At 46.3% G+C, this 22,127-nt stretch carries 29 protein-coding genes and 1 tRNA gene; 27 read left to right on the top strand and 3 right to left on the bottom strand.

What is annotated here, in order from left to right:
* Positions 1-77: 77 nt before the first annotated feature.
* Positions 78-151 (top strand) — tRNA-Gln (locus Q0140_RS05835).
* A gap of 165 nt (positions 152-316) precedes the next feature.
* Here the strand turns inward: Q0140_RS05835 and Q0140_RS05830 are convergent.
* A complete protein-coding gene (locus Q0140_RS05830) occupies positions 317-778 on the bottom strand; it encodes a DUF411 domain-containing protein (RefSeq protein ID WP_297962733.1) in 462 nt (153 codons plus the stop codon).
* Positions 779-936: 158 nt separating this feature from the next.
* Positions 937-1,365: a hypothetical protein gene (locus Q0140_RS05825; RefSeq protein WP_040303372.1), complete on the bottom strand. Its 429-nt coding sequence runs from the start codon at positions 1,363-1,365 to the stop codon at positions 937-939.
* A gap of 220 nt (positions 1,366-1,585) precedes the next feature.
* Here Q0140_RS05825 and rplU point away from each other — a divergent pair, with 220 nt between their 5' ends.
* The 5 genes from rplU (at position 1,586) to fmt (ending at position 4,904) form a co-directional block, all read left to right on the top strand.
* Positions 1,586-1,894 carry a 50S ribosomal protein L21 gene (gene rplU / locus Q0140_RS05820; protein WP_040303368.1) on the top strand — a complete coding sequence of 103 codons (309 nt, stop codon included), beginning with the start codon at positions 1,586-1,588 and terminating at the stop codon, positions 1,892-1,894.
* A gap of 10 nt (positions 1,895-1,904) precedes the next feature.
* Positions 1,905-2,162: a 50S ribosomal protein L27 gene (rpmA, locus tag Q0140_RS05815; protein WP_295151027.1), complete on the top strand. Its 258-nt coding sequence runs from the start codon at positions 1,905-1,907 to the stop codon at positions 2,160-2,162.
* 109 nt (positions 2,163-2,271) lie between these two features.
* Positions 2,272-3,327, top strand: coding sequence for a GTPase ObgE (obgE, locus tag Q0140_RS05810; RefSeq protein ID WP_297962731.1), 1,056 nt, complete (start codon positions 2,272-2,274; stop codon positions 3,325-3,327).
* A gap of 127 nt (positions 3,328-3,454) precedes the next feature.
* Positions 3,455-3,796 carry a hypothetical protein gene (locus tag Q0140_RS05805; protein WP_297962729.1) on the top strand — a complete coding sequence of 114 codons (342 nt, stop codon included), beginning with the start codon at positions 3,455-3,457 and terminating at the stop codon, positions 3,794-3,796.
* Positions 3,797-3,983: 187 nt separating this feature from the next.
* Positions 3,984-4,904 carry a methionyl-tRNA formyltransferase gene (gene fmt / locus Q0140_RS05800; RefSeq protein WP_297962727.1) on the top strand — a complete coding sequence of 307 codons (921 nt, stop codon included), beginning with the start codon at positions 3,984-3,986 and terminating at the stop codon, positions 4,902-4,904.
* 326 nt (positions 4,905-5,230) lie between these two features.
* Here fmt and Q0140_RS05795 read toward each other — a convergent pair whose 3' ends face one another.
* Positions 5,231-5,371 carry a hypothetical protein gene (locus Q0140_RS05795; protein ID WP_297962725.1) on the bottom strand — a complete coding sequence of 47 codons (141 nt, stop codon included), beginning with the start codon at positions 5,369-5,371 and terminating at the stop codon, positions 5,231-5,233.
* A gap of 14 nt (positions 5,372-5,385) precedes the next feature.
* On the opposite strand from Q0140_RS05795, the gene Q0140_RS05790 reads away from it, so the two are divergent.
* The 21 genes from Q0140_RS05790 (at position 5,386) to Q0140_RS05690 (ending at position 21,604) form a co-directional block, all read left to right on the top strand.
* Positions 5,386-6,072: a biotin--[acetyl-CoA-carboxylase] ligase gene (locus tag Q0140_RS05790; protein ID WP_297962723.1), complete on the top strand. Its 687-nt coding sequence runs from the start codon at positions 5,386-5,388 to the stop codon at positions 6,070-6,072.
* Complete coding sequence (locus Q0140_RS05785) at positions 6,069-6,860, top strand: AAA family ATPase (RefSeq protein ID WP_177389424.1); 792 nt, start codon at positions 6,069-6,071, stop codon at positions 6,858-6,860. Before Q0140_RS05790 ends, Q0140_RS05785 begins: the two co-directional genes overlap by 4 nt.
* The gene (locus Q0140_RS05780) at positions 6,848-7,711 is read left to right on the top strand and encodes a ParB/RepB/Spo0J family partition protein (protein WP_297900598.1); all 864 of its coding nucleotides are present in this window, start codon (positions 6,848-6,850) and stop codon (positions 7,709-7,711) included. Before Q0140_RS05785 ends, Q0140_RS05780 begins: the two co-directional genes overlap by 13 nt.
* Before the next feature lie 74 nt (positions 7,712-7,785).
* Entirely contained in the window at positions 7,786-8,208 is a 423-nt protein-coding gene (locus tag Q0140_RS05775) for a F0F1 ATP synthase subunit B' (RefSeq protein ID WP_297900601.1), read from the top strand.
* Between the two features lie 10 nt (positions 8,209-8,218).
* Positions 8,219-8,734, top strand: coding sequence for a F0F1 ATP synthase subunit B (locus Q0140_RS05770; RefSeq protein ID WP_297962721.1), 516 nt, complete (start codon positions 8,219-8,221; stop codon positions 8,732-8,734).
* Positions 8,734-9,264 carry a F0F1 ATP synthase subunit delta gene (locus Q0140_RS05765; RefSeq protein ID WP_297962719.1) on the top strand — a complete coding sequence of 177 codons (531 nt, stop codon included), beginning with the start codon at positions 8,734-8,736 and terminating at the stop codon, positions 9,262-9,264. The genes Q0140_RS05770 and Q0140_RS05765 overlap by 1 nt, the downstream gene beginning before the upstream one ends.
* 11 nt (positions 9,265-9,275) lie before the next feature.
* On the top strand, positions 9,276-10,790 hold the full coding sequence (gene atpA, locus Q0140_RS05760) for a F0F1 ATP synthase subunit alpha (RefSeq protein ID WP_297962717.1): 1,515 nt from the start codon (positions 9,276-9,278) through the stop codon (positions 10,788-10,790).
* 12 nt (positions 10,791-10,802) lie between these two features.
* Positions 10,803-11,711 (top strand): ATP synthase F1 subunit gamma, encoded by a 909-nt coding sequence (gene atpG, locus Q0140_RS05755; protein WP_297900610.1) that lies wholly within the window; start codon positions 10,803-10,805, stop codon positions 11,709-11,711.
* An 11-nt stretch (positions 11,712-11,722) separates the two neighbouring features.
* A complete protein-coding gene (atpD, locus tag Q0140_RS05750) occupies positions 11,723-13,120 on the top strand; it encodes a F0F1 ATP synthase subunit beta (RefSeq protein ID WP_295151010.1) in 1,398 nt (465 codons plus the stop codon).
* Between the two features lie 10 nt (positions 13,121-13,130).
* A complete protein-coding gene (gene atpC, locus Q0140_RS05745; protein ID WP_297962715.1) occupies positions 13,131-13,535 on the top strand; it encodes an ATP synthase F1 subunit epsilon in 405 nt (134 codons plus the stop codon).
* A gap of 2 nt (positions 13,536-13,537) precedes the next feature.
* A complete protein-coding gene (locus Q0140_RS05740; RefSeq protein ID WP_297894471.1) occupies positions 13,538-14,113 on the top strand; it encodes a MotA/TolQ/ExbB proton channel family protein in 576 nt (191 codons plus the stop codon).
* Positions 14,113-14,511 carry a biopolymer transporter ExbD gene (locus tag Q0140_RS05735; protein WP_005869629.1) on the top strand — a complete coding sequence of 133 codons (399 nt, stop codon included), beginning with the start codon at positions 14,113-14,115 and terminating at the stop codon, positions 14,509-14,511. The genes Q0140_RS05740 and Q0140_RS05735 overlap by 1 nt, the downstream gene beginning before the upstream one ends.
* The gene (locus tag Q0140_RS05730) at positions 14,504-15,484 is read left to right on the top strand and encodes a TonB C-terminal domain-containing protein (RefSeq protein WP_297962713.1); all 981 of its coding nucleotides are present in this window, start codon (positions 14,504-14,506) and stop codon (positions 15,482-15,484) included. Before Q0140_RS05735 ends, Q0140_RS05730 begins: the two co-directional genes overlap by 8 nt.
* Before the next feature lie 18 nt (positions 15,485-15,502).
* Complete coding sequence (locus Q0140_RS05725) at positions 15,503-15,916, top strand: hypothetical protein (protein WP_297962711.1); 414 nt, start codon at positions 15,503-15,505, stop codon at positions 15,914-15,916.
* On the top strand, positions 15,913-17,160 hold the full coding sequence (gene tolB / locus Q0140_RS05720; protein WP_177389413.1) for a Tol-Pal system protein TolB: 1,248 nt from the start codon (positions 15,913-15,915) through the stop codon (positions 17,158-17,160). Before Q0140_RS05725 ends, tolB begins: the two co-directional genes overlap by 4 nt.
* Positions 17,161-17,215: 55 nt before the next feature.
* Positions 17,216-17,689 carry an OmpA family protein gene (locus tag Q0140_RS05715; RefSeq protein ID WP_291938293.1) on the top strand — a complete coding sequence of 158 codons (474 nt, stop codon included), beginning with the start codon at positions 17,216-17,218 and terminating at the stop codon, positions 17,687-17,689.
* Position 17,690: 1 nt separating this feature from the next.
* Complete coding sequence (locus Q0140_RS05710) at positions 17,691-18,509, top strand: tetratricopeptide repeat protein (RefSeq protein ID WP_297962709.1); 819 nt, start codon at positions 17,691-17,693, stop codon at positions 18,507-18,509.
* Positions 18,510-18,559: 50 nt separating this feature from the next.
* Entirely contained in the window at positions 18,560-19,210 is a 651-nt protein-coding gene (locus Q0140_RS05705) for an FKBP-type peptidyl-prolyl cis-trans isomerase (RefSeq protein ID WP_297962707.1), read from the top strand.
* 8 nt (positions 19,211-19,218) lie between these two features.
* A complete protein-coding gene (gene fabD, locus Q0140_RS05700; RefSeq protein WP_297962705.1) occupies positions 19,219-20,163 on the top strand; it encodes an ACP S-malonyltransferase in 945 nt (314 codons plus the stop codon).
* Positions 20,160-20,858 (top strand): 5'-methylthioadenosine/adenosylhomocysteine nucleosidase, encoded by a 699-nt coding sequence (locus Q0140_RS05695; RefSeq protein WP_297962703.1) that lies wholly within the window; start codon positions 20,160-20,162, stop codon positions 20,856-20,858. The genes fabD and Q0140_RS05695 overlap by 4 nt, the downstream gene beginning before the upstream one ends.
* Complete coding sequence (locus tag Q0140_RS05690) at positions 20,855-21,604, top strand: ATP-binding protein (protein ID WP_297962701.1); 750 nt, start codon at positions 20,855-20,857, stop codon at positions 21,602-21,604. Before Q0140_RS05695 ends, Q0140_RS05690 begins: the two co-directional genes overlap by 4 nt.
* The last annotated feature ends 523 nt before the right edge of the window (positions 21,605-22,127 follow it).

Below are 22,127 nucleotides of genomic sequence, written 5' to 3'. Positions count from 1 at the left end.
AATTTTGCAAAATTTTAAAATTCCGCCCGCTCTTATGCTTTTTTAAAGCAAAATTCTATAAAATACCGCTTCCGCAATGGGCTATCGTCTAATGGCAGGACAACAAACTCTGGATTTGTGAATATAGGTTCGACCCCTATTAGCCCATCCACTTAAATTTTTAATCCCCTTTATCATAGCTAGCATTTGAAATTAATTTGCGCGTCATTTTTGCAGATCGTGGCAGCATTCGCTAGCTGAGGCAAATTGCGTCGAGCCATAAAATAGGCAAAATTTTAGCGAGCTAATAAGTAAGTTGCCGCTTTGAAGCGGCGGATTATTTGATTTTTTCTTTGCCTTTGTAAGTGGCGATGCTTTGATACGAGCCATCCTTTTTAAACGCTACCACATCATAGACCTCGGGCTGTGAGCCTTGCTCCATACCTGGCGCTTCTAGCGGCATTCCAGGTACTGCTATGCCGATAACGTCTTTAGGCTTATTTTTTAGTAGCGTGCGGATCTCACCTGCTGGCATATGTCCTTCGACTACATACCCGTCTATGATCGCGGTGTGGCAGCTAGCGAACTCCAGCGGAAGCCCAAGCTCATTCTTCTTCTGGATAAGCGGCTCGTCAGCCAGCGAAATCATCTCGACTTCAAAGCCATTTTGCTCCATATATTTTGCCCAGTTGTGACAACATCCGCAGCTCTCGCCGTGATAGACCTTGATGTGTTCGCCCGCCGCCGCATAGCTACCTAATGCCGCTAAAAGCGCACCTGCAAATAAAATTTTCTTCATATTTTACTCCAGTGATTAAAAGTCCTCGATTATACAATACGAATAGTAAATTTTTAAGAGTGAACCGTAGGATTTTAAGATTAGATTTGGTGAAGCAGTACCCGCTCGTAAGCCGAAATTTTAAAATTTCGGCGCCGCGGATAAAGCGGATAAATTGGTTATAGGCACTGAGACAGTGCTGATTTGATAGCGGATTTTGATACGTAGCCTTCCGAGTCGCTGGTAAGTGATACGTCGCAGCCTGGCTTATAGTTTTTCCAGGTGTAGATGTTGCCATTGTCTTCGGTTGTTTTGATGGAGTCTGGCTGTTTATTCCATGCAGAAATTACTTGATTGATATGAAATGCATCGCTGCGGTCTTTCGGCGCATTAGTCATACCTGTGCTATCGGGCAAGGTCGTTTCGACCATATCGGTGGTGCCTGCGGTGGAAACCTCTTGGACTTTATCATTTACGCCGCCGATATTTGTTTTACTGCTTTGGGATTTTGTTTGATTGCGTACTCCGCTTGGTTCGTTGGATATATTCCAGTTGGAACAACCGATAAAAAATACCGCTGCTACGAGCGCAGCTATTAAATTTCTCATAAAATTCTCCTTCAAAAATTTCGTTGCGATAGTAGCACATTTATCTTTAGTTTAAAATAAATCCGAGCCCTTGAAATTTGAAATTTCGCAGGAATTTTGCGAGGCGTTTCAGTAGGAATTTATAAAATTTGAGATAATATTGCAATTTTTCATACCAAACGGGCTTTTAAATTTTGCACGGCAAATGCCTTTTTGGCTACCAAATTTTAAAGGATTTTTGATGTATGCTATCATCAAACACGGCGGCAAGCAGTATAAGGTCGAAGAGGGTAACTACCTAAATTTAGACCATTTTAATGCTGAGCCGAAAGCAAAGCTCGAGCTTAGCGAAGTTTTAGCGCTAAACGACGGCGAGTTAAAGGTAGGAGCACCGTTTGTAAAGGGTGCCAAGGTGGTTTTGGAGGTCGTTTGCGAGGGCAAGGATAAAAAAGTCGTTATCTTCAAAAAACGCAGACGCAAAGATTCAAAAGTAAAACGCGGCTTCAGACGCCAATACACCCGCGTCAAAGTCGTTTCGATTAACGCATAAAGGATAGGAAATGGCACACAAAAAAGGTCAAGGCTCAACCCAAAATAATAGAGATAGTATCGGGCGCCGCTTGGGCGTTAAAAAATTCGGCGGCGAGTTCGTTCGCGCGGGCAACATCATCATCCGCCAGCGCGGCACTGCGACGCACCCGGGCAGCAACGTAGGCATGGGTAGCGATCACACGATTTTCGCGCTGATCGACGGTGTCGTAAAATTTGAGCGAAAAGATAAAAATCGCAAAAAAGTATCGGTTTATCCGGCTGCGTAAATATCGCTAAATCTTCGGGGGCGCAAGCCCCTCTTTTAAAATTTCATCCGTTTAAAAATTATCTTCAACTCATTTGGCTATAATTGCCGTTTTAAATTTAAGGATAGCTATGTTCATAGACAGCGTAAAGCTTAGTGTCAAATCAGGGGACGGCGGCGCGGGCTGCGTCAGCTTCCGCCGCGAAAAATTCGTCATCTCAGGCGGTCCCGACGGCGGCGACGGCGGCGACGGCGGCGACGTGTATTTCAGAGTCGATAAAAACTCCCACACTCTCTCATCCTACAAGGGCAAGCGTGAGTTTAGAGCGCAAAACGGCGCGCCCGGCGAGGGTCGCAAAAAGACGGGCAAAAGCGGCGAAGATCTCTATCTCATCGTGCCTCCCGGCACCAGCGTTTACGACGAGGATAGCGGCGAGCTGGTGCTTGACATGCTAAACGACGGCGAGACGAAGCTGTTTTTAAAAGGCGGTAAAGGCGGGCTTGGCAACGTGCACTTTAAAAGCTCGATCAATCAGGCCCCCGAATACGCGCAAAAGGGCCTCGAGGGCGAAACGCGCGAGGTGCGCTTGGAGCTTAAGCTCATCGCCGACGTTGGGCTCGTGGGCTTTCCAAACGTCGGTAAAAGCACGCTGATCTCGACCGTCTCAAACGCCAAACCCCAGATCGCAAACTATGAATTTACCACTCTCACGCCAAAGCTCGGCCTCGTCGAGGTTGACGAATACAGCGGCTTTGTCATGGCCGATATTCCGGGTATCATCGAGGGAGCTAGCGAAGGGCGCGGACTTGGCGTGCAGTTTTTAAAACACGTCGAGCGCACGAAAATTTTGCTTTTTATGCTCGATCTTGCGAACTACCGCAGCCTTGAGGAGCAGTTTGACGCGCTGAGGGCCGAGACGGCGAAATTTTCAGGAGAGCTTGCAAAAAGAGACTACGCGATCGCTCTAACTCGCGCGGACGCGGCCGAAAATTTGCAGGAAAAATTTGACGGTTTTTTGTCGCATTTGGGGCTTGCGGGTACGGCTGGCGAGATGAAATTTAAACAAGATATTTATGAGTTTGACGCCGCTAAACCGTTTTTCGTGATGCCGATCTCCTCGGCGACGGGACAAAATATAAACGAGCTAAAATTTAACCTGCTTGAGCTACTTAAAAAGGAGCTATAGGCTGCGCTAAAAGCTGCGCCGTAGAGGGCTTTTGCGAATGCAGGTCTTAAGCGCGCCCACATACGCGGCTAAATTTTATTTTCATCGCTCGCAAAAGCCGCAAAAAGATAAAATTTAAGGAGGCGAAATGAGTAAAATTTTTATTCTAGTATTTTTATGCTTCGGCGCATACGGTTGCGATCCCGCCGATTCGGTGCCGAATTTTATGGACTTTAACGACAAAGATCACGACGGCGCGCTGAGCTTGCAGGAGTGGATGGCGAGCGAGGTGCCGTCCGGGCTGAAAGTAGAGCTAAATCTGCGCTCAGGCTCGGAATTTAAGAGGTTGGACGCTAATCATGACGGCAAGATTAGCCTAGAAGAGCTGAGGGCGAAATCCTCTGCAAAGATTGATTGGTCCGAAGATCCGTGCGCTTTTTGGCCTTGGAAGGATCAAAGTGGAGATGAAAATCAAGCCGCCGTCAAATAAACGCGAAAAACGGCGATAATGCGGCCTTTTGCGCGGGGTTTGGTTTGTGCGATGCGTATAAATTTTACTTCCCGCGAGCGGGTACGAACCCGGATTTGCTTCGCGGTCTGCGTACAATTTATTTCGAGCACGATTAGCGCCTGCATGATCGCTCGCGCCGTGATTTGGCTAAATTTAAAGGAAAAGAATGAATATAGTTTTTATGGGAACGCCTGAGTATGCGGCTAAAATTTTACGCACGCTTGCGGAGGCGAAATTTGAGATCGCGGCCGTCTTTACGCAGCCCGATAAGCCAGTCGGCAGGAAGCAAATTTTAACTCCGAGCGAGGTTAAAGTTTACGCGCAGCAGTATCTACCTGCCGTGCCGATCTTTCAGCCCGCGACACTCAAAAACGAGGCGGTCGCAGCGCAGATAAAAGAGCTAAAGCCTGATTTTATCGTGGTTGCCGCATACGGTAAAATTTTGCCGCAAAGTGTGCTTGATATCGCGCCTTGCATAAACCTGCACGCTTCGATCCTGCCTAAATACCGCGGCGCAAGTCCGATCCAAAGCGCGATCTTGGCGGGCGAAAAGCAGACGGGCGTGACGGCGATGCTTATGGATGCGGGGCTTGACACGGGCGATATGCTTGATTTTGCCTACACGTCTTGCGAGGATAAAACGGCGGCGCAGCTGTTTGACGAGCTGGGTGATCTAGCGGGCGAGCTGATAGTGCGAGTGCTGCGAAATTTTGTAAATTTAACGCCGCTTAAGCAAGAGGGCGCGCAGGCTACGCACTGCAAAAAAATAAGCAAATCAGACGGGCTTTTTAGCTTTGAGCAGAGCGCGGAGCAGATTTATAATAAATTTCGCGCGCTAACGCCCTGGCCGGGGATTTATCTAGCTAGCGGGTTAAAAATTTTAGAACTAGAGCTTTTGCGTGAATCTTGCGGGCGTAAATTTGAACGTGCGGGCGAAATTCTACACATTGATAAGCCTAGTTTTTGCGTCGCATGCGGCGAAGGCGCGGTTAAGATGACAAAGGTGCAAGAGCCAGGCAAAAAGCCTGTGGACGCTAGCGCGTATCTAAACGGTAAGCGGCTAAAGATCGGCGATCTACTATGCTAAGCGGGATTTTAAATTCTCGCGTTTTATGCCGTACTTTTGATGCTGCGCGGGAATTTTATTTGCGCCGCACTTTTGGCGTTACGACGGAATTTTGCCTCAGGTATCGCTGCGATCGTGAAGTAAAATTTTGCCGCGCGGAATTTCGAAACGAAGCTCCAAAATTAAGGTTTTATAAAATTTTAAAACCTCGCTTCTATACTTTAAAATTTTACGCTCGCAGGAGCTTTAAATTTCGCTTTGGCAGTTGCGAACCTTGCGGCGTCGCACCGAACACACACCGCTTAAAATTCTATGATCGTGCCGCAGAATTTTTACGAGGCGGAGCTTTAAAATTTTATCGCCGTGTTGTCAAAAAGATCCGTATCACCGAAAAATTTAGTAAAATCGCTAAATTTCATCGCATAAAATTCCGCTACGCCGTAAAATTTAATCGTGCTAAATTTTATCTTGTTGCAAAATTCTATCACAGCGCGGAATTTAAATGCTTGCAATATTTCAAGGCGAGCCCTTCGTCTTACGCAAGGAGCAGGTTTTGCAAGTAGAATTTGTAGAGCAAATGCCCTCCACGCAGGAGTTTTTGGTGAACGCCGTGCGCGAATGCAGGATAACGCCGCCTTTTGCGATCGCCGCAAATCGCCAAAGCGCCGGTATCGGCTCGCGCGGCAATGATTGGGAGGGCGCGAGCGGCAATCTCGCATTTTCGTTCTGTGTCGCGCAGAGCGATATGCCCGCGGACGTGCCGCCTCAGTCGGCGAGCATATATTTTGCGATGATTATGCAGGAGCTTCTAGCATCGCTCGGCTCGCAGCTTTGGCTTAAATGGCCCAACGATTTTTATCTAGGCGAGCGCAAAATCGGTGGGACGATGACGAATAAGATCAAAAATACCCTCGTCTGCGGCATCGGCATGAACCTACTCGGCGCGCCCGAATATGCGGGAATTTTAGATATAAAAATCAGCGTAAAAGACGCTATAGAGGGCTTTTTTACGCTATATGAAAATAAAATCTCGTGGAAGCAAATTTTTAGAAATTTTTCGTTACAATTCCAAAAATCGCAAAAATTTAGCGTTCATCTAGGCGGCGAAAAAATTTCGCTCGCGCAGGCTAAACTTTGCGAAGACGGATCGATCATAATAAATGAAGAAAGGGTTTATGCTTTAAGATGAGTGAAGTAATTACGATTGCCAATCAAAAAGGCGGCGTCGGAAAGACGACCACAGCGGTTAATCTCGCTGCGTCGCTAGCGATAAAGAAAAAGCGGGTCCTGCTGATTGACGTAGATCCTCAGGCGAACGCTACGACCGGACTTGGCTTTAACCGCAGCGACTTTGAATTTAACATTTATCACGTCCTAACGGGGCGTAAGAGCATGTCCGAAGTGATCCAAAAGACCGAACTTGAGTTTATGGATCTGGTGCCGTCAAACATCGGACTTGTAGGCATCGAGCGCGAAGTAAGCGAAGAGAAAGACTTCAAACTAATGCTAAAAAATAAAATTTCCGAGGTTAAGGACAGATACGATTTCATCATCATCGATTCGCCGCCGACGCTCGGTAGCATTACGGTAAATGCCTTGGTCGCAAGCGATAGCGTAATTATCCCGATTCAGTGCGAATTCTACGCGCTTGAAGGCGTCGCGCTGATCCTAAATACCGTAAAAGTCGTCAAGCAAACGCTCAATAAAAATTTAAAAATTCGCGGGTTTTTGCCTACGATGTATAGTTTGCAAAACAATCTAGCCAAAGAAACGGTCGCGAATTTACGCGAGTATTTTGACGATAAGCTCTTTCGTATCGGCAAGAGTGATGATCTAGTCATCATTCCGCGCAATATTAAGCTAGCCGAAAGCCCAAGCTTTGGCAAGCCGGTGGTTTTATACGATATAAAATCTGCTGGCTCCATCGCTTATCAAGACCTCGCTAAATCCATAATGGAGCAAAAATGGGCAAGGTAAAAAGAGCACTCGGTCGCGGGCTCGGTGCGATTTTAGACGACGTAGAAAGCTCCTATAACAGGGAGCTAGAAAGCGGAAATGCCGATAGCTTAGTTATCGAAATCGATGTTGATAAAATCGAGCCAAATCCGTATCAACCGCGGCAGAGCTTCGATGAGGAGGCACTTAGGCAGCTGAGCGAAAGCATCGCCCGTCACGGGCTTATTCAGCCTATCATCGTTATTCAAAAGGATGATTCTTACGTCCTGATCGCCGGCGAGCGACGCCTAAGAGCGACGAAGCTTTTGGGCGAGAGTAAAATCAAAGCCGTAGTCGCGGACATAAAATCTCAAAATTTAAGAGAGCTTGCCCTCATCGAAAATATCCAGCGCGAGGATCTAAATCCTATCGAGCTTGCTAAGTCCTATAAGGAGCTCATCGGCGAATATAGGATCACGCAAGAGGAGTTAGCCGACATCATCAAAAAGTCCCGCACGCAGATTACCAACACGCTAAGGCTTTTAAATTTATGCTCCGAAGTGCAAGACGCCATAAGCGCAGATAAAATTTCGCAAGGGCACGCCAAGATAATGGTTGGACTTGAAAAAGAGGATCAAATTTTAGCTCTAAATACGATTTTAGGACAGCGCCTAAGCGTAAGAGATACCGAAAATTTAGTAAAAAAGCTCAAAGATAAAACCGTTCCGAAAGAGAAAAAGCCTGGTGCGGAATTTCAAAGCTTCAAGCCCGAGCTTTTAAAGCTAAAGGCCAAGCTTGATCAATTTGGTAAAATAAGTATCAAAGAGCGTAAAATTTCGATCGAATTTAGCGAAATTTTACAAATTTCCGAGTTTTTAAAGAAAATCGGATGATTTTTTATAGTGTATTTTAATTTTTCATATTGTAAAATACGCATTTTGTTTAAAACTAACCTGGAGGAAGTGCGATGCTAGACGTAAGTTTGACCGCCATGATAACGACCATCGTCGTATTTTTAGCTTTGATTTACTTCTTAAATATCAAGCTTTATAGACCGCTACTTTTGCATATGGAAAAGCGAGAAGCTATTATTAAAGAAGATGAGGCAAATGCGATGAAAAACGCACAGGATGCAGATGCCGATAAAGCAGAGATCGTAAGAATCATGGATGCTGCGAAGTTGCAGGCTGTTAAAATAAAGCAAGAGGCGATGGATAGCGCAAAGCAGGCTGCCGCCAGAGAAATAGCCGAGAAAAAAGCCGCTATGGAGGAAGATTTCGATCAATTCTTAGGCGGTTTGGATGAGCAAAAGCGCAACCTAAAAAATGATTTGCAAGCCAAAATTCCGGAATTTAAAAATGCCCTGAGCACTGCCGTGGCTAAAGTATGAGGTTTTTAGTATGAAAAAATATCTATTTTTATTTATCGTTCCGGCGTTTGTTTTAGCAAGCGGTGGGCACGATGGAGTCAAAGACTACGACGTGCTGTGGCGAAGCATAAATTTCATTTTGTTTTTCGGAATTTTGTTTTATCTTTTAAAAGGTCCCGCAAAAGCAGCATATCAAGGTAGAATCAACGGCATCGCATCTAGACTTGAGGCTAATCAAAAAATTTTAAAAGAGTCTGCAGCTCGCAAGGAACAAGCTAAAAAAGATCTGCAAGATGCCAAGGTTCAAGGCGCAGCTTTAATCGAAACCGCTAAAAAAGAGATCGTATTCGCTGCCGAAAAGATAAAAAATGCAACCGAGCAAGAGATTGCGAATTTGCAAAAATCTTTCGACGAGCAGAAGAGCTTTGAGGCGCGCAAGATCAAAAAAGAGGTCGTAGGCGAGATTCTGGATGACGTTTTTGCATCAGATGACATTAAATTCGGTCAAGACAAACTGGTTAAAATCGTAGAGAAAAAGGTCGGATGATGATAAATAACACCTCAAAAAGATATGTAAACGCCCTGATACTGAGCTACAAAAAAGATGAACTAGGCTCTGTTTTACAGACGTTAGAGAGCGTCGCGAGCGCATTTAGAATTCCAAAATTCCAAGATATTGTAAAATCTCCGACGCTAAAAGAGGAATCCAAAGTGGAACTTATCGCGTCATTTATAAAAAATCCAAGCGAAAAAATCGTAAATTTTATTAAACTTTTAGCTAAGAATAGGCGTATTGCGCTAATTCCACAGATAGTCGAGGAACTGCGCAAGAATATTGCGGCGCTGGATAATAAATATTTGGGCAAAATTTATTCCGCCACCGAAATAGACGCCGCGAAAATAAAAGAGCTAGAGACTAAAATTTCAAAGAAATTTAATGCAGATATTACTCTTCAATCCGTTAAAAGTGAGCTTGAGGGTATTAAGATCGAAGTCGAGGATCTTGGATTTGAGATTAGTTTTTCAGTTGATAGATTGAAACAAAAAATGAGCGAATATATTTTAAAAGCAATTTAAAGGAGTAAAGCGTGGGTGCGAAAATTAAGGCAGACGAAATCAGCAGCATAATCAAAGAGCGAATCGAAAATTTCGATCTTAGCGTTGATATCGAAGAAACCGGTAAGGTCGTTTCGGTCGCAGACGGCGTTGCTAATGTTTACGGCTTAAAAAACGTAATGGCTAACGAGATGGTCGAATTCGAAAACGGAGCTCGTGGTATCGCGTTAAATTTAGAGGAAAGCAGTGTCGGTATCGTTATTTTGGGCGATACTAGCGGCATAAACGAAGGAAGCAGCGTAAAAAGACTGGGTAAGCTTTTGCGCGTTCCGGTAGGTGATGCATTAATCGGTCGCGTGGTAAACGCTCTAGGCGAGCCAATCGATGGCAAGGGCGCGATAGAGACTAGCGACACTAGATTTGTCGAAGAAAAGGCCAAAGGTATCATGGCTCGTAAATCCGTCCACGAACCGCTTCAAACCGGTCTTAAAGCGATAGACGCATTAGTGCCGATCGGTCGCGGACAGCGCGAGCTCATCATCGGCGACCGCCAAACAGGAAAAACCACCGTTGCTGTTGATACCATCATCAATCAAAAGGGCCAAGACGTCGTTTGCATCTATGTAGCGATCGGACAGAAACAATCTACCGTCGCGCAAGTCGTTAAAAAGCTTGAAGAATACGGCGCGATGGATTATACGATAGTAGTTGCGGCGGGTGCTAGCGAGGCGGCTGCGCTTCAATACTTGGCTCCGTATTCGGGCTGCACCATGGGCGAGTATTTCAGAGATAACTCCCGCCATGCACTTATCATCTACGATGATTTGAGCAAGCATGCGGTTGCGTACCGCGAGATGTCGCTTATCTTGCGCCGTCCGCCGGGACGCGAGGCGTATCCTGGCGATGTATTTTACCTGCACTCCCGCCTACTTGAGCGCGCTAGCAAACTAAGCGATGCACTCGGTGCAGGCAGCCTAACGGCGCTTCCTATTATCGAGACGCAGGCAGGCGACGTTTCGGCATATATCCCTACAAACGTCATTTCCATTACCGACGGTCAAATTTTCCTAGAATCTGGTCTATTTAACTCTGGAATTCGTCCTGCGATCAACGTGGGTCTATCCGTTAGCCGCGTCGGCGGTTCTGCACAGATTAAAGCGATCAAAAAGGTCTCTGGAACCTTACGCCTAGATCTTGCTCAATACCGCGAACTTCAGGCGTTTGCGCAGTTTGCGAGTGATTTGGACGAAAGTAGCCGTAAGCAGCTGGATCGCGGACAAAGAATGGTCGAAATTTTAAAGCAACCTCCTTATTCGCCGCTTCCGGTCGAAAATCAAGTAGTGATCATCTTTGCGGGAAGCCGCGGATTTTTGGACGATGTGCCTACGAGCTCTATTGGCAAATTTGAAGCTGAGCTATATCCATATATCGAGGCGAAATATCCTGAAATTTTTGAAGAGATCAGAAGCAAAAAGACCATCGAGAAGGATTTGGAAGAAAATTTAATCAAGGCTCTAAATGACTTTAAAGCGACCTTTGCCGCTTAAAAAGGCTAAATTATGGCAAATTTAAAGGATATAAAACTTCAAATCAAAAGCGTCAGAAATACGGAGAAGACTACCAAAGCTATGAAGCTGGTCTCCAACGTTAAGCTTAAAAACACTAAAGAAGCGGCGATGCGCTCGCGAGCTTATGCGGTGAAGATTAACGAGGTCTTGGGTGAAATTTCTGCGCGCGTTAAAAATTACGTAGGCAATAATTCGGGCAACGACGAAAAACTTAGAATTTTTGATACCACTCGAGAGGTAAAGGTGGTTGATCTGCTGTTTATCACCGCAGATAAAGGGCTTTGCGGCGGTTTTAATATCAACACCATCAAAAAGATCAAAGCTTTGATCGAGGAGCTTAAGGCTAAAAAGATCAAGGTTCGCCTTCGCGCCGTAGGCAAAAAGGGGATAGAGTATTTTGATTTTCAAGGCATTGAGCTTTTGGAGCGATATATCGGCGTGAGCTCATCTCCATCGTCCGAGAAAGCTAACGAAATCGTCCAAGCCGCGGTTAAGGATTTTAACGAAGGCAAAACCGACGAAGTCATACTTATCCACAACGGCTATTTGAATATGATTACCCAAGAGATGCGGGTAAATACGTTGGTGCCGATCGGTGAGCCTGCGATTAATGAGGACGCTTTAAAAACATCTACATTGGAAGTAGAGGTTGAAAGCCCTGAGGATGAAGAAACATTGATGTTAAATTTAATCCAGAGCTATCTTAGCTACAGCATGTATTACGCGCTGATCGACTCTTTGGCCGCGGAGCACTGCTCGAGAATGAACGCTATGGAGAATGCGACAAATAACGCCAAAGAACGCGTATCGCAGTTAAATTTAGCATACAACAAAGCCAGACAAGGCTCTATCACGACTGAGCTTATCGAGATCATAAGCGGCGTCGAATCAATGAAATGAAAGGAAAACGGATGAAAGGAATAATTTCTCAGGTAATGGGTCCCGTGGTCGATGTCGATTTCAAGGACTATTTGCCGAAGATTAATGAAGCTATCGAGGTTAAATTTGACGTCGAAGGCGCTCATCGCAGGCTGATCCTAGAGGTAGCCGCGCACCTTGGAGATAATCGCGTCCGCACGATCGCTATGGATATGAGCGATGGACTTAGGCGAGGGCTTGAGGCTACGGCTCTTGGCGCGCCTATTACGGTGCCTGTGGGCGAGAAAGTTTTGGGTAGAATTTTTAATGTCACGGGCGATCTGATCGACGAGGGCGAGGATGAAAAATTTGAAACCCGCTGGTCGATCCACAGAGATCCGCCTAGCTTTGAAAACCAAAGCACGAAGAGCGAAATTTTTGAAACCGGCATTAAGGTAGTCGATCTGCTAGCCCCTTACGCGAAGGGCGGCAAAGTAGGACTATTCGGCGGTGCTGGCGTTGGCAAGACCGTCATCATCATGGAGCTGATTCACAACGTCGCTTTCAAACACAGCGGTTACTCCGTATTTGCGGGCGTCGGTGAGCGAACGAGAGAGGGGAACGACCTTTATAACGAGATGAAAGAATCGGGCGTTTTGGATAAAGTCGCCTTAACCTACGGTCAGATGAATGAGCCGCCGGGTGCGAGAAACCGTATCGCGCTAACCGGTCTTACGATGGCCGAGTATTTCCGCGACGAGCTTGGGCTTGACGTTTTGATGTTTATCGATAATATCTTCCGTTTCTCGCAGTCGGGTTCGGAGATGTCCGCGCTTTTGGGACGAATTCCATCGGCGGTCGGCTATCAGCCTACTCTTGCTAGCGAAATGGGTAAACTGCAAGAACGCATCACTTCTACTAAAAAGGGCTCCATCACCTCCGTTCAGGCCGTTTATGTGCCTGCGGACGACCTTACTGACCCTGCGCCGGCGACCGTTTTTGCGCACCTTGATGCGACGACCGTTCTAAACAGAGCGATCGCCGAAAAAGGAATTTATCCTGCCGTTGACCCACTTGATTCGACCTCAAGAATGCTTGATCCGCAAATCATCGGCGAGGAGCATTACAAGGTCGCTCGCGGCGTCCAAGCGGTGCTTCAGAAATATAAAGATTTGCAAGACATTATCGCGATTTTAGGTATGGACGAGCTTAGCGAAGAGGATAAGCTCGTAGTCGAGCGCGCTAGAAAGATCGAGCGCTATCTATCTCAGCCGTTTTTCGTAGCCGAGGTATTTACCGGAAGTCCGGGCAAATATATTTCGCTAGAGGAAACTATTGCTGGCTTTAAGGGAATTTTAGAGGGCAAATACGACGATCTGCCGGAGAATGCCTTTTATATGGTAGGAAATATCGACGAGGTAGTGGCAAAAGCTGAAAAGATGAAAGCATAGGAATTTTAAGATGAAAGAATTTTTGCTTTTAGATATCGTTACGCCCGAAGGGATGGTCTTTTCGGGCGAAGTCAAATCCGTCCAGCTCCCCGGCATTACTGGCGAAATGGGTATTTTGCCAGGGCATGCGAGCTTGCTAACGGGGCTTAAAGATAAAAGCGAAGGCGGAGTCGTTGAGATCGTAGATAAAGATGGCAAAAAGCAGCTTGTTTTGGTAAACGACGGATTTTTGGAAGTTACCGAAGAAAAAACTACTATCCTAGCCACTCAAGCCGTAGCTATCGGAGGCGATAGCGAAAGCGCCGTAGCGAAGTCTTTGCAGCGCGCCAAAGATATGCTTGCATCTATTAGCTCCGATGCGGCAAATTCCGCAGCAATCATGGCTAGAGTCGACGAATTCGCAAGGCAAAATTAAATATGTTAGATCTGATTTTAAGTTATTTTTCAAGAAGCACGTTTATTACGATATTCGTGCTCTCTTGGTTGTCCATTTATTTTATCGTAACCTTTACGATTCTGATCTCTAGATTTGTAGGGCTTAGTGCGTGGCAACACCGCGAAGCAAAGGCACTCGAATCCTTGCTGATGGGTGGTAGGATTTCGCTTTCGGGCTCTATTTTTCAAAAAGTAAATACCGATAAAATTTCAAAAGAAGCCTTGGAAATTTATAAAGGCAAGGCCGAACGCGACTCCACTAGCGGACTTACTTGGCTATCTATCGTCGCCTCCACTTCGCCGTTTATCGGGCTGTTCGGTACAGTTGTTAGCATACTTCACACATTTTCCAAGCTCGGCGGTGGAAATTCCGGCATCGATACTATCGCTCCTGCGATTAGCGAGGCCCTGGTTGCCACAGGATGTGGAATTTTTGTAGCGATACCCGCATACACCTTTAGCTTACTTATAAAACGCAAAGCATACGAAGTTATGAGCATTATAAATCGTACAGCGGATATTTTGCTATTTAAAGCAAACACTGGAAAAGCTATTTAATGTATAATTTCGACGAAAATCCAGAGTTAAATATCACTCCGCTCGTCGATATTATGCTTGTTTTGCTAGCGATTTTAATGGTCGCGCAAACGGCGATTATCTACGATGAGAAGATCGAACTGCCTAGCGGCTCAAAAGCACAGGTTTCGGAAAATACCGCAGAATTCTTGCTTGTGCGTATCGGCGAAGATCGCAAGGTTTATATCGACAAAAGCTCGATGAGCCTAGCTGAATTCCCGGATAATCTCGTGCTGCTTAAAGGCACCGGCAAGTATAGCTTGGAAAAACCCGTCTATATCCAAGCCGATAAGAGACTCGTTTATGACGATGTAATGTTTGTCTTAAAGAGCTTAAAGCAAGCGGGTTTTACTAAAGTCGCGCTTCAAACAAATGGCTAATTATTCAAATTTTACGGGGGTTAAATACGATAATTTTAAATCGTTTTTAATCGCCCTTTTTGCCTATCTGCTGGTGATTTTCGTTCTTTTATATCAAATTTCAAAGCCGCAGGAAAAATTTAAAAAATATACCGACAATCCCAACGATTATATGGATGTTACTTTTGATTTCGAAATAGATGATAAACTTCCGTCCGCGCCTGAAATCGCTAAAGAAACGAAGCAGGGCGAGTTTGAAAATAAGAATATTAAGGACGTGCCGGAGGATAAAATTAAGACTACGGCGCAAGTAGTTCCGCCGCCTCCGGTGCAGGCAAAGCCGAAAGAGCCCGAAAAGCCGAAGGAAGAGCCGAAGCCGGAACCTAAAAAGGACGAGCCTAAAGCTGAGCCCAAAAAAGAGGAGCCCAAGCCTGAGCCTAAGTTGGAAGATAAACCTTCCGAAAAAGTAGTAGAGAAAAAAGAGGAAACTAAGCCGGAGCCAAAAAAAGAGGAAAAACCGAGCTTGAGCGATCTTTTTTCGGATACGACTAAGGACAATAAGAAGCTTGAGGAGAGCGCTAAAGCTAGCGACGCCGTTCAGAGTAACAAAAAGTCCGATAAAGAAACCGCCACCTCTAGTGCTAAGGATAAAGCGGCATCTAAAAATGCTGTCGTCAAATCCGATAAGCTTGGCGGCAGGACGCAAAGGACGGGCGAGTATAACGCTTATTACGGCGCTATCGAGAAGAAGCTTCAAGTTCTATGGAGCAGATATGTGGCGACCGCGAAGGACGACGCAAGGATTAAGATAGTCTTTAGCGCAGATGGGCGAGTAGCGGATTATACTATTATAGAGCTGGGGCGAGAGACGGAATTTAACCAGAAGTTGCGAGATTTTTTGGATAATCTATCGACTCAGAGTTTCCCGAAATCTCCCGACGGAGCGTCGCACGAGATTGATACTAGGATGTCCGACGTAATGAAGACAAATTAGAATTTGTAAGGAAAAAAAGTGAAGAGACTTTTTTGTATTTTTGCCTTTTGCTGTATGCTTTTTGCAGAAGATGTGGATTCTGCTAAAAATTCTACCTCTTCAAATTTAAACACCGAAATTCAAAATTCCTATAAAATTAAAATTTATTATAATGATGTTAAAAAGCAGCTGGGTTATTTGTGGTGGGCGCAAAAAATGACTCCTGCTGAAGGCAGCGTGCTACTCAACGTAAGCTTAAGTGCTGATGGGAAAGTTATTGATTATAGCACAGATTATTTGGAGGGGGATGAAATATTCCGCAAAAAACTTAAGAACTTTTTGGTGAGGCTTTCGGAACAACGCTTTGTAAAAGCGCCAGACAATAAGCCTCGTAAATTTGCGATTTTTTTAAAATATAATGTTAAATCAGATCAAATTAAGGAGAAAAGATGAAGAAACTACTTTTGATTCTTGCATTTTGTAGTAGCATTTTCGCGGCAGATGCGACTATGTCTATCGTAAACGAAGGGGTAAATCTACCTAAAATCGTCGTTCAAGATGCATCGAACCTTGCAAATTCAGAATTTGGCAACAAATTCTTTAAACTTATGGTGGGCGATCTAAAGGTCGGCGCGACTTTTGAAGTCAGCGACGAGTATCTACAAAGCAGCTATGATGCGGGCGCTTCCGACAATCTAGGCTCTAGCGGTGCCGCTCTTATCGTGCGTTACGCAGTAAGTGATAAAAGCTCGCCGATGAGCCTAAAAGCCAAAGTGCTTGAGGCAAACAGCGGCAGGGTGATGTACGAGAAGAGCTTTACGCTTTCAAATGCCGAAAAGTATCCGTTTTTGGCACACATGGCGGTATCTGAGATCGTCAAGCAGCTAGGGTACTCAAACGTCGATTGGATGAAGGAGATGATTTTGCTCTCTCGCTACACTTCGACGCGTGAGAGCGAGATCATGGTGGCTGACTATACGCTTACTTACCAGCAGGTTGTGCTTCGCGGCGGATTAAATATCTTCCCTAAATGGGCAAGCGCAGCGCAGAACGAATTTTATTATACCTACTATGTCAATAAAAATACGCCCGCTATCTATAAATTTAATCTATCCAACGGTAGCAAGAGTAAAATTTTTACCGGTCATGGCATGACGATAGCTTCAGATGTAAGCGCCGACGGCAGAAAGCTTCTAATCACCAATGCGCCTAAAGATCAACCCGATATTTATTTATATGATATAGCCTCGGGCAGCGCTAAGCAAATTACTGATTATGCAGGCATTGATGTAAATGGAAATTTTATCGACGGCGATTCGCGCGTGGCTTTTGTGAGCGATCGTCTGGGTTATCCAAACGTATTCGCCACTAGCATAAATGGCGGCAACGTTCAGCAGCTCGTCTATCACGGCAAAAACAATAACTCCATCAGCACAAATGGCAATTATGTTACTTACTCTAGTCGCGACGGCGGGGGCGGATTTAATATATATTTAATCTCAACTCAAACCGATATGATTCGCCAGTTAACGGCTAGCGGCAAAAATATGTTTCCTAGATTTTCTAGCGATGGCGGCAGCATTATGTTTATCAAGCAAGACGGCAGCGGAAGCTCGGTAGGTATTATCAGAGTTAACGAGAATAAAAGTTTTCAATTTCCGTTAAGAGTGGGTAAAATTCAATCGGTTGATTGGTAAAATATTAAAAAATCTCGTGATATAATGACTTCAATTTTTTTTGAAAGGATAGAAAATGAAACATTTAGTTTTATCTTCGATAGCAGTTGCTGCTCTATTATTGAGCGGTTGTTCTAAAAAGACCCCAGAGGCCGATACTACAAGCACAAGTAATGCAGATAGACTAGCTGCTTTGGCATCTCAGATCCAAAGTGAAGTTGGTACTGTTTATTTCGACTTTGATAAATTTAATATTAGAGCCGATCAACAAGGCACAATCAATAATAACGCAGCTTTATTCAACCAAGCAGGCGCAGAGTCTCTAACCGTTAAAGTTGAGGGTAACTGCGACGAGTGGGGTTCTGATGAGTACAACTATGCTCTTGGTCTAAAGAGAGCTACTGCAGCTAAAGACGCATTGGTTGCTCAAGGCGTAAATGAGAGCAGAATTTCCGTAGTAAGCTACGGCGAGAGCAATATGGCTTGCACAGAGCATTCTAAAGAGTGCGACGCTCAAAACAGACGCGACGAATTCAAAGTTGGATTCTAATTTGAAATTTAAAAATTTCACGGTGGCGGCTCTTTTGGGAGCTGCCACTTTTTTAAATGCAGAAACTTCTGCATTTGATGCTGGCAATATTGATTCAGGTAGCTCTTATGGACTAACCGAAAACGAACAAGTATTGCGCGACAACCGCAAGCGTATAAGCGAGATGCAAACTAGTGTAGATAATACACGCGAGAGTGTCGAAGGTTTGCGAAGCGTCCTTGAAGGAACAAATTCTAAAATTTCGAACCTGGAAAACAGGGTGGCGGATCTAGAAATTCGCGCTACCGGCAAAAGCCAAGGCAACAGCGAGCTAGATCAGATGAAACGAGATATCGCAACTATAAAAGCCCAAATTGCTGAAATCAATAAAAAATTAGGCAGCAGCGGCAGCGTAAAAAAAAACGCTGAATTAGACGCAGGCACTGTTTCAGTCCCTGCTAGTGCAAAATCAGACTCCGATTTTAAATCAAAAGATCAAGCTTCAGTATTGAAAGAAGCTGACGCTTTATATGCCAAAAAAGACTATTCCGGCGCAAAAGAGCGCTACAATTATTTAGTATCTAAGAACTACAAGCCCGCTAAGGCAAACTATATGCTGGGCGAAATTTCATATTTTTCCGGCTCATACGCAGAAGCGATAAACTATTATAAAAAGAGCATCTCGCACAACGAGAGCCAAGACTACACCCCAAAACTCCTCTATCACACCGCGATCAGCTTCGATAAGATCGGCGATAAAGACAGCGCAAATAAATTCTACAAAGCGCTAAAAGCTTCATACCCAGATTCCAAAGAAGCTAAAGCCGCGCCCGCTAGATAACCTAAATTTAAATATAAAATCAAAAATAAAATTCTAAACAGGAGAAAACTATGGCTAACAACCGAGTTATAAAGATGCATTATGAGCTAAAAGACGGCAAAACCGGTGAAATTTTAGAGTCAAATTTAAACTCCGATCCGATCACCTTTCTTAGCGGCAAAGATCAAATCATCCAAAAGCTGGAAGATGAAATTTTAAATCTACAAGCGGGCGAGAGCAAAACGGTTCTAATAAGCCCTAGTGACGGGGTCGGCGAGTATAGAGAAGACGCCGTGCAAATCCTGCCTAAAGAGCAGTTTGCGGGCATCGATCTGGCGGTAGGCATGGAGCTTTTCGGTCAGGCGGAGGACGGCGCGACTACCCGCGTGAGCGTTAAAGCTATCGGCGAGCAGGATGTCACCATCGACTTTAACCATCCATTCGCGGGCAAGGAGCTGGAATTTAACGTAAAAATCGTCGAGAACCGCGAAGCGACGGCGGACGAAATTCTTACCGGGCAGCCGGAGGGTGCGCACAGCTGCGGTTGCGGACATAACCATCATCACGAGGGACACGAGTGTTGCGGCGGACACGGACACGATCACGCAGAGGATCACGAGTGTTGCGGAGGTCATGGGCATGCAGACGGTCATGAATGCTGCGGAGGTCACGATCACGGAAAAGATCACGAGTGCTGCGGCGGGCACCACCACGAGCATTAGGATTTTTTATGAAATTCGCTTTTATCTTCCCCGGACAGGGCTGCCAAAGCGTAGGCATGGGCAGGGAGTTTTACGAAAACTCCGCCTCTGCGCGCGCGCTTTTGGATGAGGCTTCAAAATTTACGGGCATCGATTTTAAAAATTTACTGTTTGAACCTAACGACAAGCTTGGCGTTTCGGAATTTACGCAGCCCGCGATTGCATTAAATTCCATGATGGCGCTTGCGGCGCTGCAAGAAAGAGCGGATCAAGAAAAGCTTAGCATTGCTCCGCAGTTTTTGCTCGGACACTCACTGGGCGAGTTTAGCGCGCTAAGCGCTGCGGGAGGCATAGAGCCGAAGCAGATGTTAAAGCTAGTAAATATTCGCGGCAGGCTCATGCAGAGCGCCTGCGAGGGCAAAGGCGCCGGAATGATGGTGATCTTAGCTCTTGCCGACGAGGCAGTTGAAAAAATTTGCGCGGATGCGGCGAGCGCCGGTAGGCAGGTTTGGGCGGCGAATTATAACTGCGATGGGCAGATCGTAGTCGCGGGCAAAAAAGATGATCTCGCAGCACTCGAAGGCGAGTTTAAAGCCGCGGGCGCAAAGCGTGCGATGCTACTTAATATGAGCGTCGCGAGCCACTGCCCTATGCTACAAAGCGCCAGCAACGAGCTTTTGGAATTTTTACGCCCCGCGCTAAAAGAGAGTTTCGCTCCAGTCGTTGCTAACGCCACGGCGCGCGCATACACGACGAAATCCGAAGCGCTGGAGCTACTTAGAGCCCAACTTATTGGCCCCGTGCTTTACAAGCAAAGTATCAAAAATTACGAGGGCGAGGCAGACTGCTTCGTCGAGTTCGGTGCGGCGGTTTTAAAAGGTATAAACAAAAAGATCACGCAAAAGCCGACCTTTAGCATCACGGATCTTGCGAGCTTAGACGAGTTTCTGAAATTTGCAAAGGAAAACGGATGAGAGTAGCGATTCTGGGCGCCATGCCCGAAGAGATCGAGCCGCTGCTATCCGCGCTGCGCGAGCGTGGCGTGAGCGTGGAGGCTGTGGAGCACGCGAATAATAAATTCTACGCCGCTAAGCTTAACGGCCACGATCTCGTGATCGCGTATTCGAAGATTGGCAAGGTAAATTCCGCCCTGACCGCTACGGTCATGATCGAGAAATTCGGCGCGCGCGCGCTTATCTTTACGGGCGTCGCGGGGGCTTTGAAGAGCGGCATCAAGATCGGCGAAATTTTATACGCCACCGCACTCGTGCAGCACGATCTGGACATTACGGCGTTTGGGCATCCGCACGGATTCGTGCCGGGAAGTAAAATTTCAGTCCAAACCGACGCGAAGCTAAATTCTATCGCGCAAAGCGTTGCCGAGCAGCTAGGCATCACGCTAAAATCGGGCGTCATCGCTAGCGGCGATCAGTTCGTAAGCGGCGAGGAGCGCAAGAGCTGGATCGAGCGGACGTTTGATGCAAGCGCGGTCGAGATGGAGGGAGCGAGCGTAGCGCAGGTGTGCGACGCGCTGGGCGTGCCGTTTTGCATACTGCGCGCGATAAGCGACGAGGCGGGACACAAAGCGGAGTTTGACTTTGACGAGTTTATGGTAAAAAGCGCGCAGACGAGCGCAAATTTCGTCCTAAAAATGATCGAAAGGTTATGATAAACCTCTCCAAAAAGCTACTTCGCCGCGTCGGACAGACCAACGCTAAATACAAGATGTTCGAGCGCGGCGATAAAATTTTACTAGCTCTTAGCGGCGGTAAGGACAGCATGAGCTTGGCGCACGTGCTGAAGCACTTCCAAAGCGTAAGCCCGCTAGATTGGGAGTTTCGAGCCGTCACCGTTACTTACGGTATCGGCGAGGATCTGCGCGAGATAAGCGCGCATTTTAAAGAGCACGAGATCCCCTACGAGATAATCGATACTAAAATTTTTGAATTCGGCAAGGAAAAGATCCGCGCAAACACCACGTTTTGCAGCTTTTGCTCGCGTATGAGGCGCGGATACATCTACTCCTACGCGCTCGAACACGGCTTTAATAAGATCGCCATCGCCCACCACCTCGACGACGCCGCGGAGAGCTTTTTTATGAATTTCACCTTCAACGGCGCGCTTCGCACTCTCGCTCCGCGCTATGTCGCCGAAAACGGGCTTGTGATCATCCGTCCGTTTATTCTCACGCGCGAGCGCCAAATCGCCGTCTGTGCTAGAGATAACGAGCTTCCGATCATGCGCGAGGAGGAGGTCTGCCCCGCGAGGCAATACGGCGGCAAGGAGCCCACCGCGCGCGCCGCTACGAAGGAGCTTTTGGCGCAGTACGAAAAGGCCCATCCGAGGTTTTTTATCAGCCTGCAAGCCGCCTTTGCCAACATCCACGAAGATACCTTTTTCGAGCCTAAATTTTAAAATTTTAAGCAGTTTGCACTCCCTCGCTCAAACGAATTCAAAGCGCGCAGTTCTTGCGATAACATGAGTTTCGTGTGCCTAGTTCGATTTTTGGCTTGAATGAACCTGACGCGCGCAGAGCAGTTATCTTCCCCTGTACTCGAACGAGCTGTGAGCCGCGATGCGAGCGTTGGATCACTGTGTTTAGGTTGCGGTGCGAGCGATTGCGCTCCCGCGTCCGACTGCGCTAGAGTGGTGTGCTTCTGCGTCCGAAGCTGTGCACACGAGCGGTTCGCCCGCTGCGCCCGAGGGCTGCGAGTAGGGCGGGTTACGCCGCCTGTATATGCTTTTACGAAACGTCTGAGGTTAATTGTAATGCCGTCTTTCGGCGCCGCACTTTCGTCTTGCTTGGATGTCGCCCGTGTCCAAGCAAGCTTCGCGAGCGAGCGTTAAGGGGCTCACAAAGTTTGCGCGAAAGACAGTTGTAGGAATTTTATTCCGAAAAGTATTTTTGAAATTTTACTTCACAAAATTTTAAAATTCT

The organism is uncultured Campylobacter sp. (assembly GCF_938045405.1).
In the GTDB taxonomy this organism is placed as follows: domain Bacteria; phylum Campylobacterota; class Campylobacteria; order Campylobacterales; family Campylobacteraceae; genus Campylobacter_B.
Note: the sequence above shows the minus strand (reverse complement) of the source record. Positions and strands in the feature narration are given on the sequence as shown.

Bases quoted from the DNA above. Each gene is read 5' to 3' on its own strand.
- Q0140_RS05830 (WP_297962733.1), bottom strand. From the start codon at position 778: ATGAAGAAAATTTTATTTGCAGGTGCGCTTTTAGCGGCATTAGGTAGC.
- Q0140_RS05825 (WP_040303372.1), bottom strand. From the start codon at position 1,365: ATGAGAAATTTAATAGCTGCGCTCGTAGCAGCGGTATTTTTTATCGGT.
- rplU (WP_040303368.1), top strand. From the start codon at position 1,586: ATGTATGCTATCATCAAACACGGCGGCAAGCAGTATAAGGTCGAAGAG.
- rpmA (WP_295151027.1), top strand. From the start codon at position 1,905: ATGGCACACAAAAAAGGTCAAGGCTCAACCCAAAATAATAGAGATAGT.
- obgE (WP_297962731.1), top strand. From the start codon at position 2,272: ATGTTCATAGACAGCGTAAAGCTTAGTGTCAAATCAGGGGACGGCGGC.
- Q0140_RS05805 (WP_297962729.1), top strand. From the start codon at position 3,455: ATGAGTAAAATTTTTATTCTAGTATTTTTATGCTTCGGCGCATACGGT.
- fmt (WP_297962727.1), top strand. From the start codon at position 3,984: ATGAATATAGTTTTTATGGGAACGCCTGAGTATGCGGCTAAAATTTTA.
- Q0140_RS05790 (WP_297962723.1), top strand. From the start codon at position 5,386: ATGCTTGCAATATTTCAAGGCGAGCCCTTCGTCTTACGCAAGGAGCAG.
- Q0140_RS05785 (WP_177389424.1), top strand. From the start codon at position 6,069: ATGAGTGAAGTAATTACGATTGCCAATCAAAAAGGCGGCGTCGGAAAG.
- Q0140_RS05780 (WP_297900598.1), top strand. From the start codon at position 6,848: ATGGGCAAGGTAAAAAGAGCACTCGGTCGCGGGCTCGGTGCGATTTTA.
- Q0140_RS05775 (WP_297900601.1), top strand. From the start codon at position 7,786: ATGCTAGACGTAAGTTTGACCGCCATGATAACGACCATCGTCGTATTT.
- Q0140_RS05770 (WP_297962721.1), top strand. From the start codon at position 8,219: ATGAAAAAATATCTATTTTTATTTATCGTTCCGGCGTTTGTTTTAGCA.
- Q0140_RS05765 (WP_297962719.1), top strand. From the start codon at position 8,734: ATGATAAATAACACCTCAAAAAGATATGTAAACGCCCTGATACTGAGC.
- atpG (WP_297900610.1), top strand. From the start codon at position 10,803: ATGGCAAATTTAAAGGATATAAAACTTCAAATCAAAAGCGTCAGAAAT.
- atpD (WP_295151010.1), top strand. From the start codon at position 11,723: ATGAAAGGAATAATTTCTCAGGTAATGGGTCCCGTGGTCGATGTCGAT.
- atpC (WP_297962715.1), top strand. From the start codon at position 13,131: ATGAAAGAATTTTTGCTTTTAGATATCGTTACGCCCGAAGGGATGGTC.
- Q0140_RS05740 (WP_297894471.1), top strand. From the start codon at position 13,538: ATGTTAGATCTGATTTTAAGTTATTTTTCAAGAAGCACGTTTATTACG.
- Q0140_RS05735 (WP_005869629.1), top strand. From the start codon at position 14,113: ATGTATAATTTCGACGAAAATCCAGAGTTAAATATCACTCCGCTCGTC.
- Q0140_RS05730 (WP_297962713.1), top strand. From the start codon at position 14,504: ATGGCTAATTATTCAAATTTTACGGGGGTTAAATACGATAATTTTAAA.
- tolB (WP_177389413.1), top strand. From the start codon at position 15,913: ATGAAGAAACTACTTTTGATTCTTGCATTTTGTAGTAGCATTTTCGCG.
- Q0140_RS05715 (WP_291938293.1), top strand. From the start codon at position 17,216: ATGAAACATTTAGTTTTATCTTCGATAGCAGTTGCTGCTCTATTATTG.
- Q0140_RS05705 (WP_297962707.1), top strand. From the start codon at position 18,560: ATGGCTAACAACCGAGTTATAAAGATGCATTATGAGCTAAAAGACGGC.
- fabD (WP_297962705.1), top strand. From the start codon at position 19,219: ATGAAATTCGCTTTTATCTTCCCCGGACAGGGCTGCCAAAGCGTAGGC.
- Q0140_RS05695 (WP_297962703.1), top strand. From the start codon at position 20,160: ATGAGAGTAGCGATTCTGGGCGCCATGCCCGAAGAGATCGAGCCGCTG.
- Q0140_RS05690 (WP_297962701.1), top strand. From the start codon at position 20,855: ATGATAAACCTCTCCAAAAAGCTACTTCGCCGCGTCGGACAGACCAAC.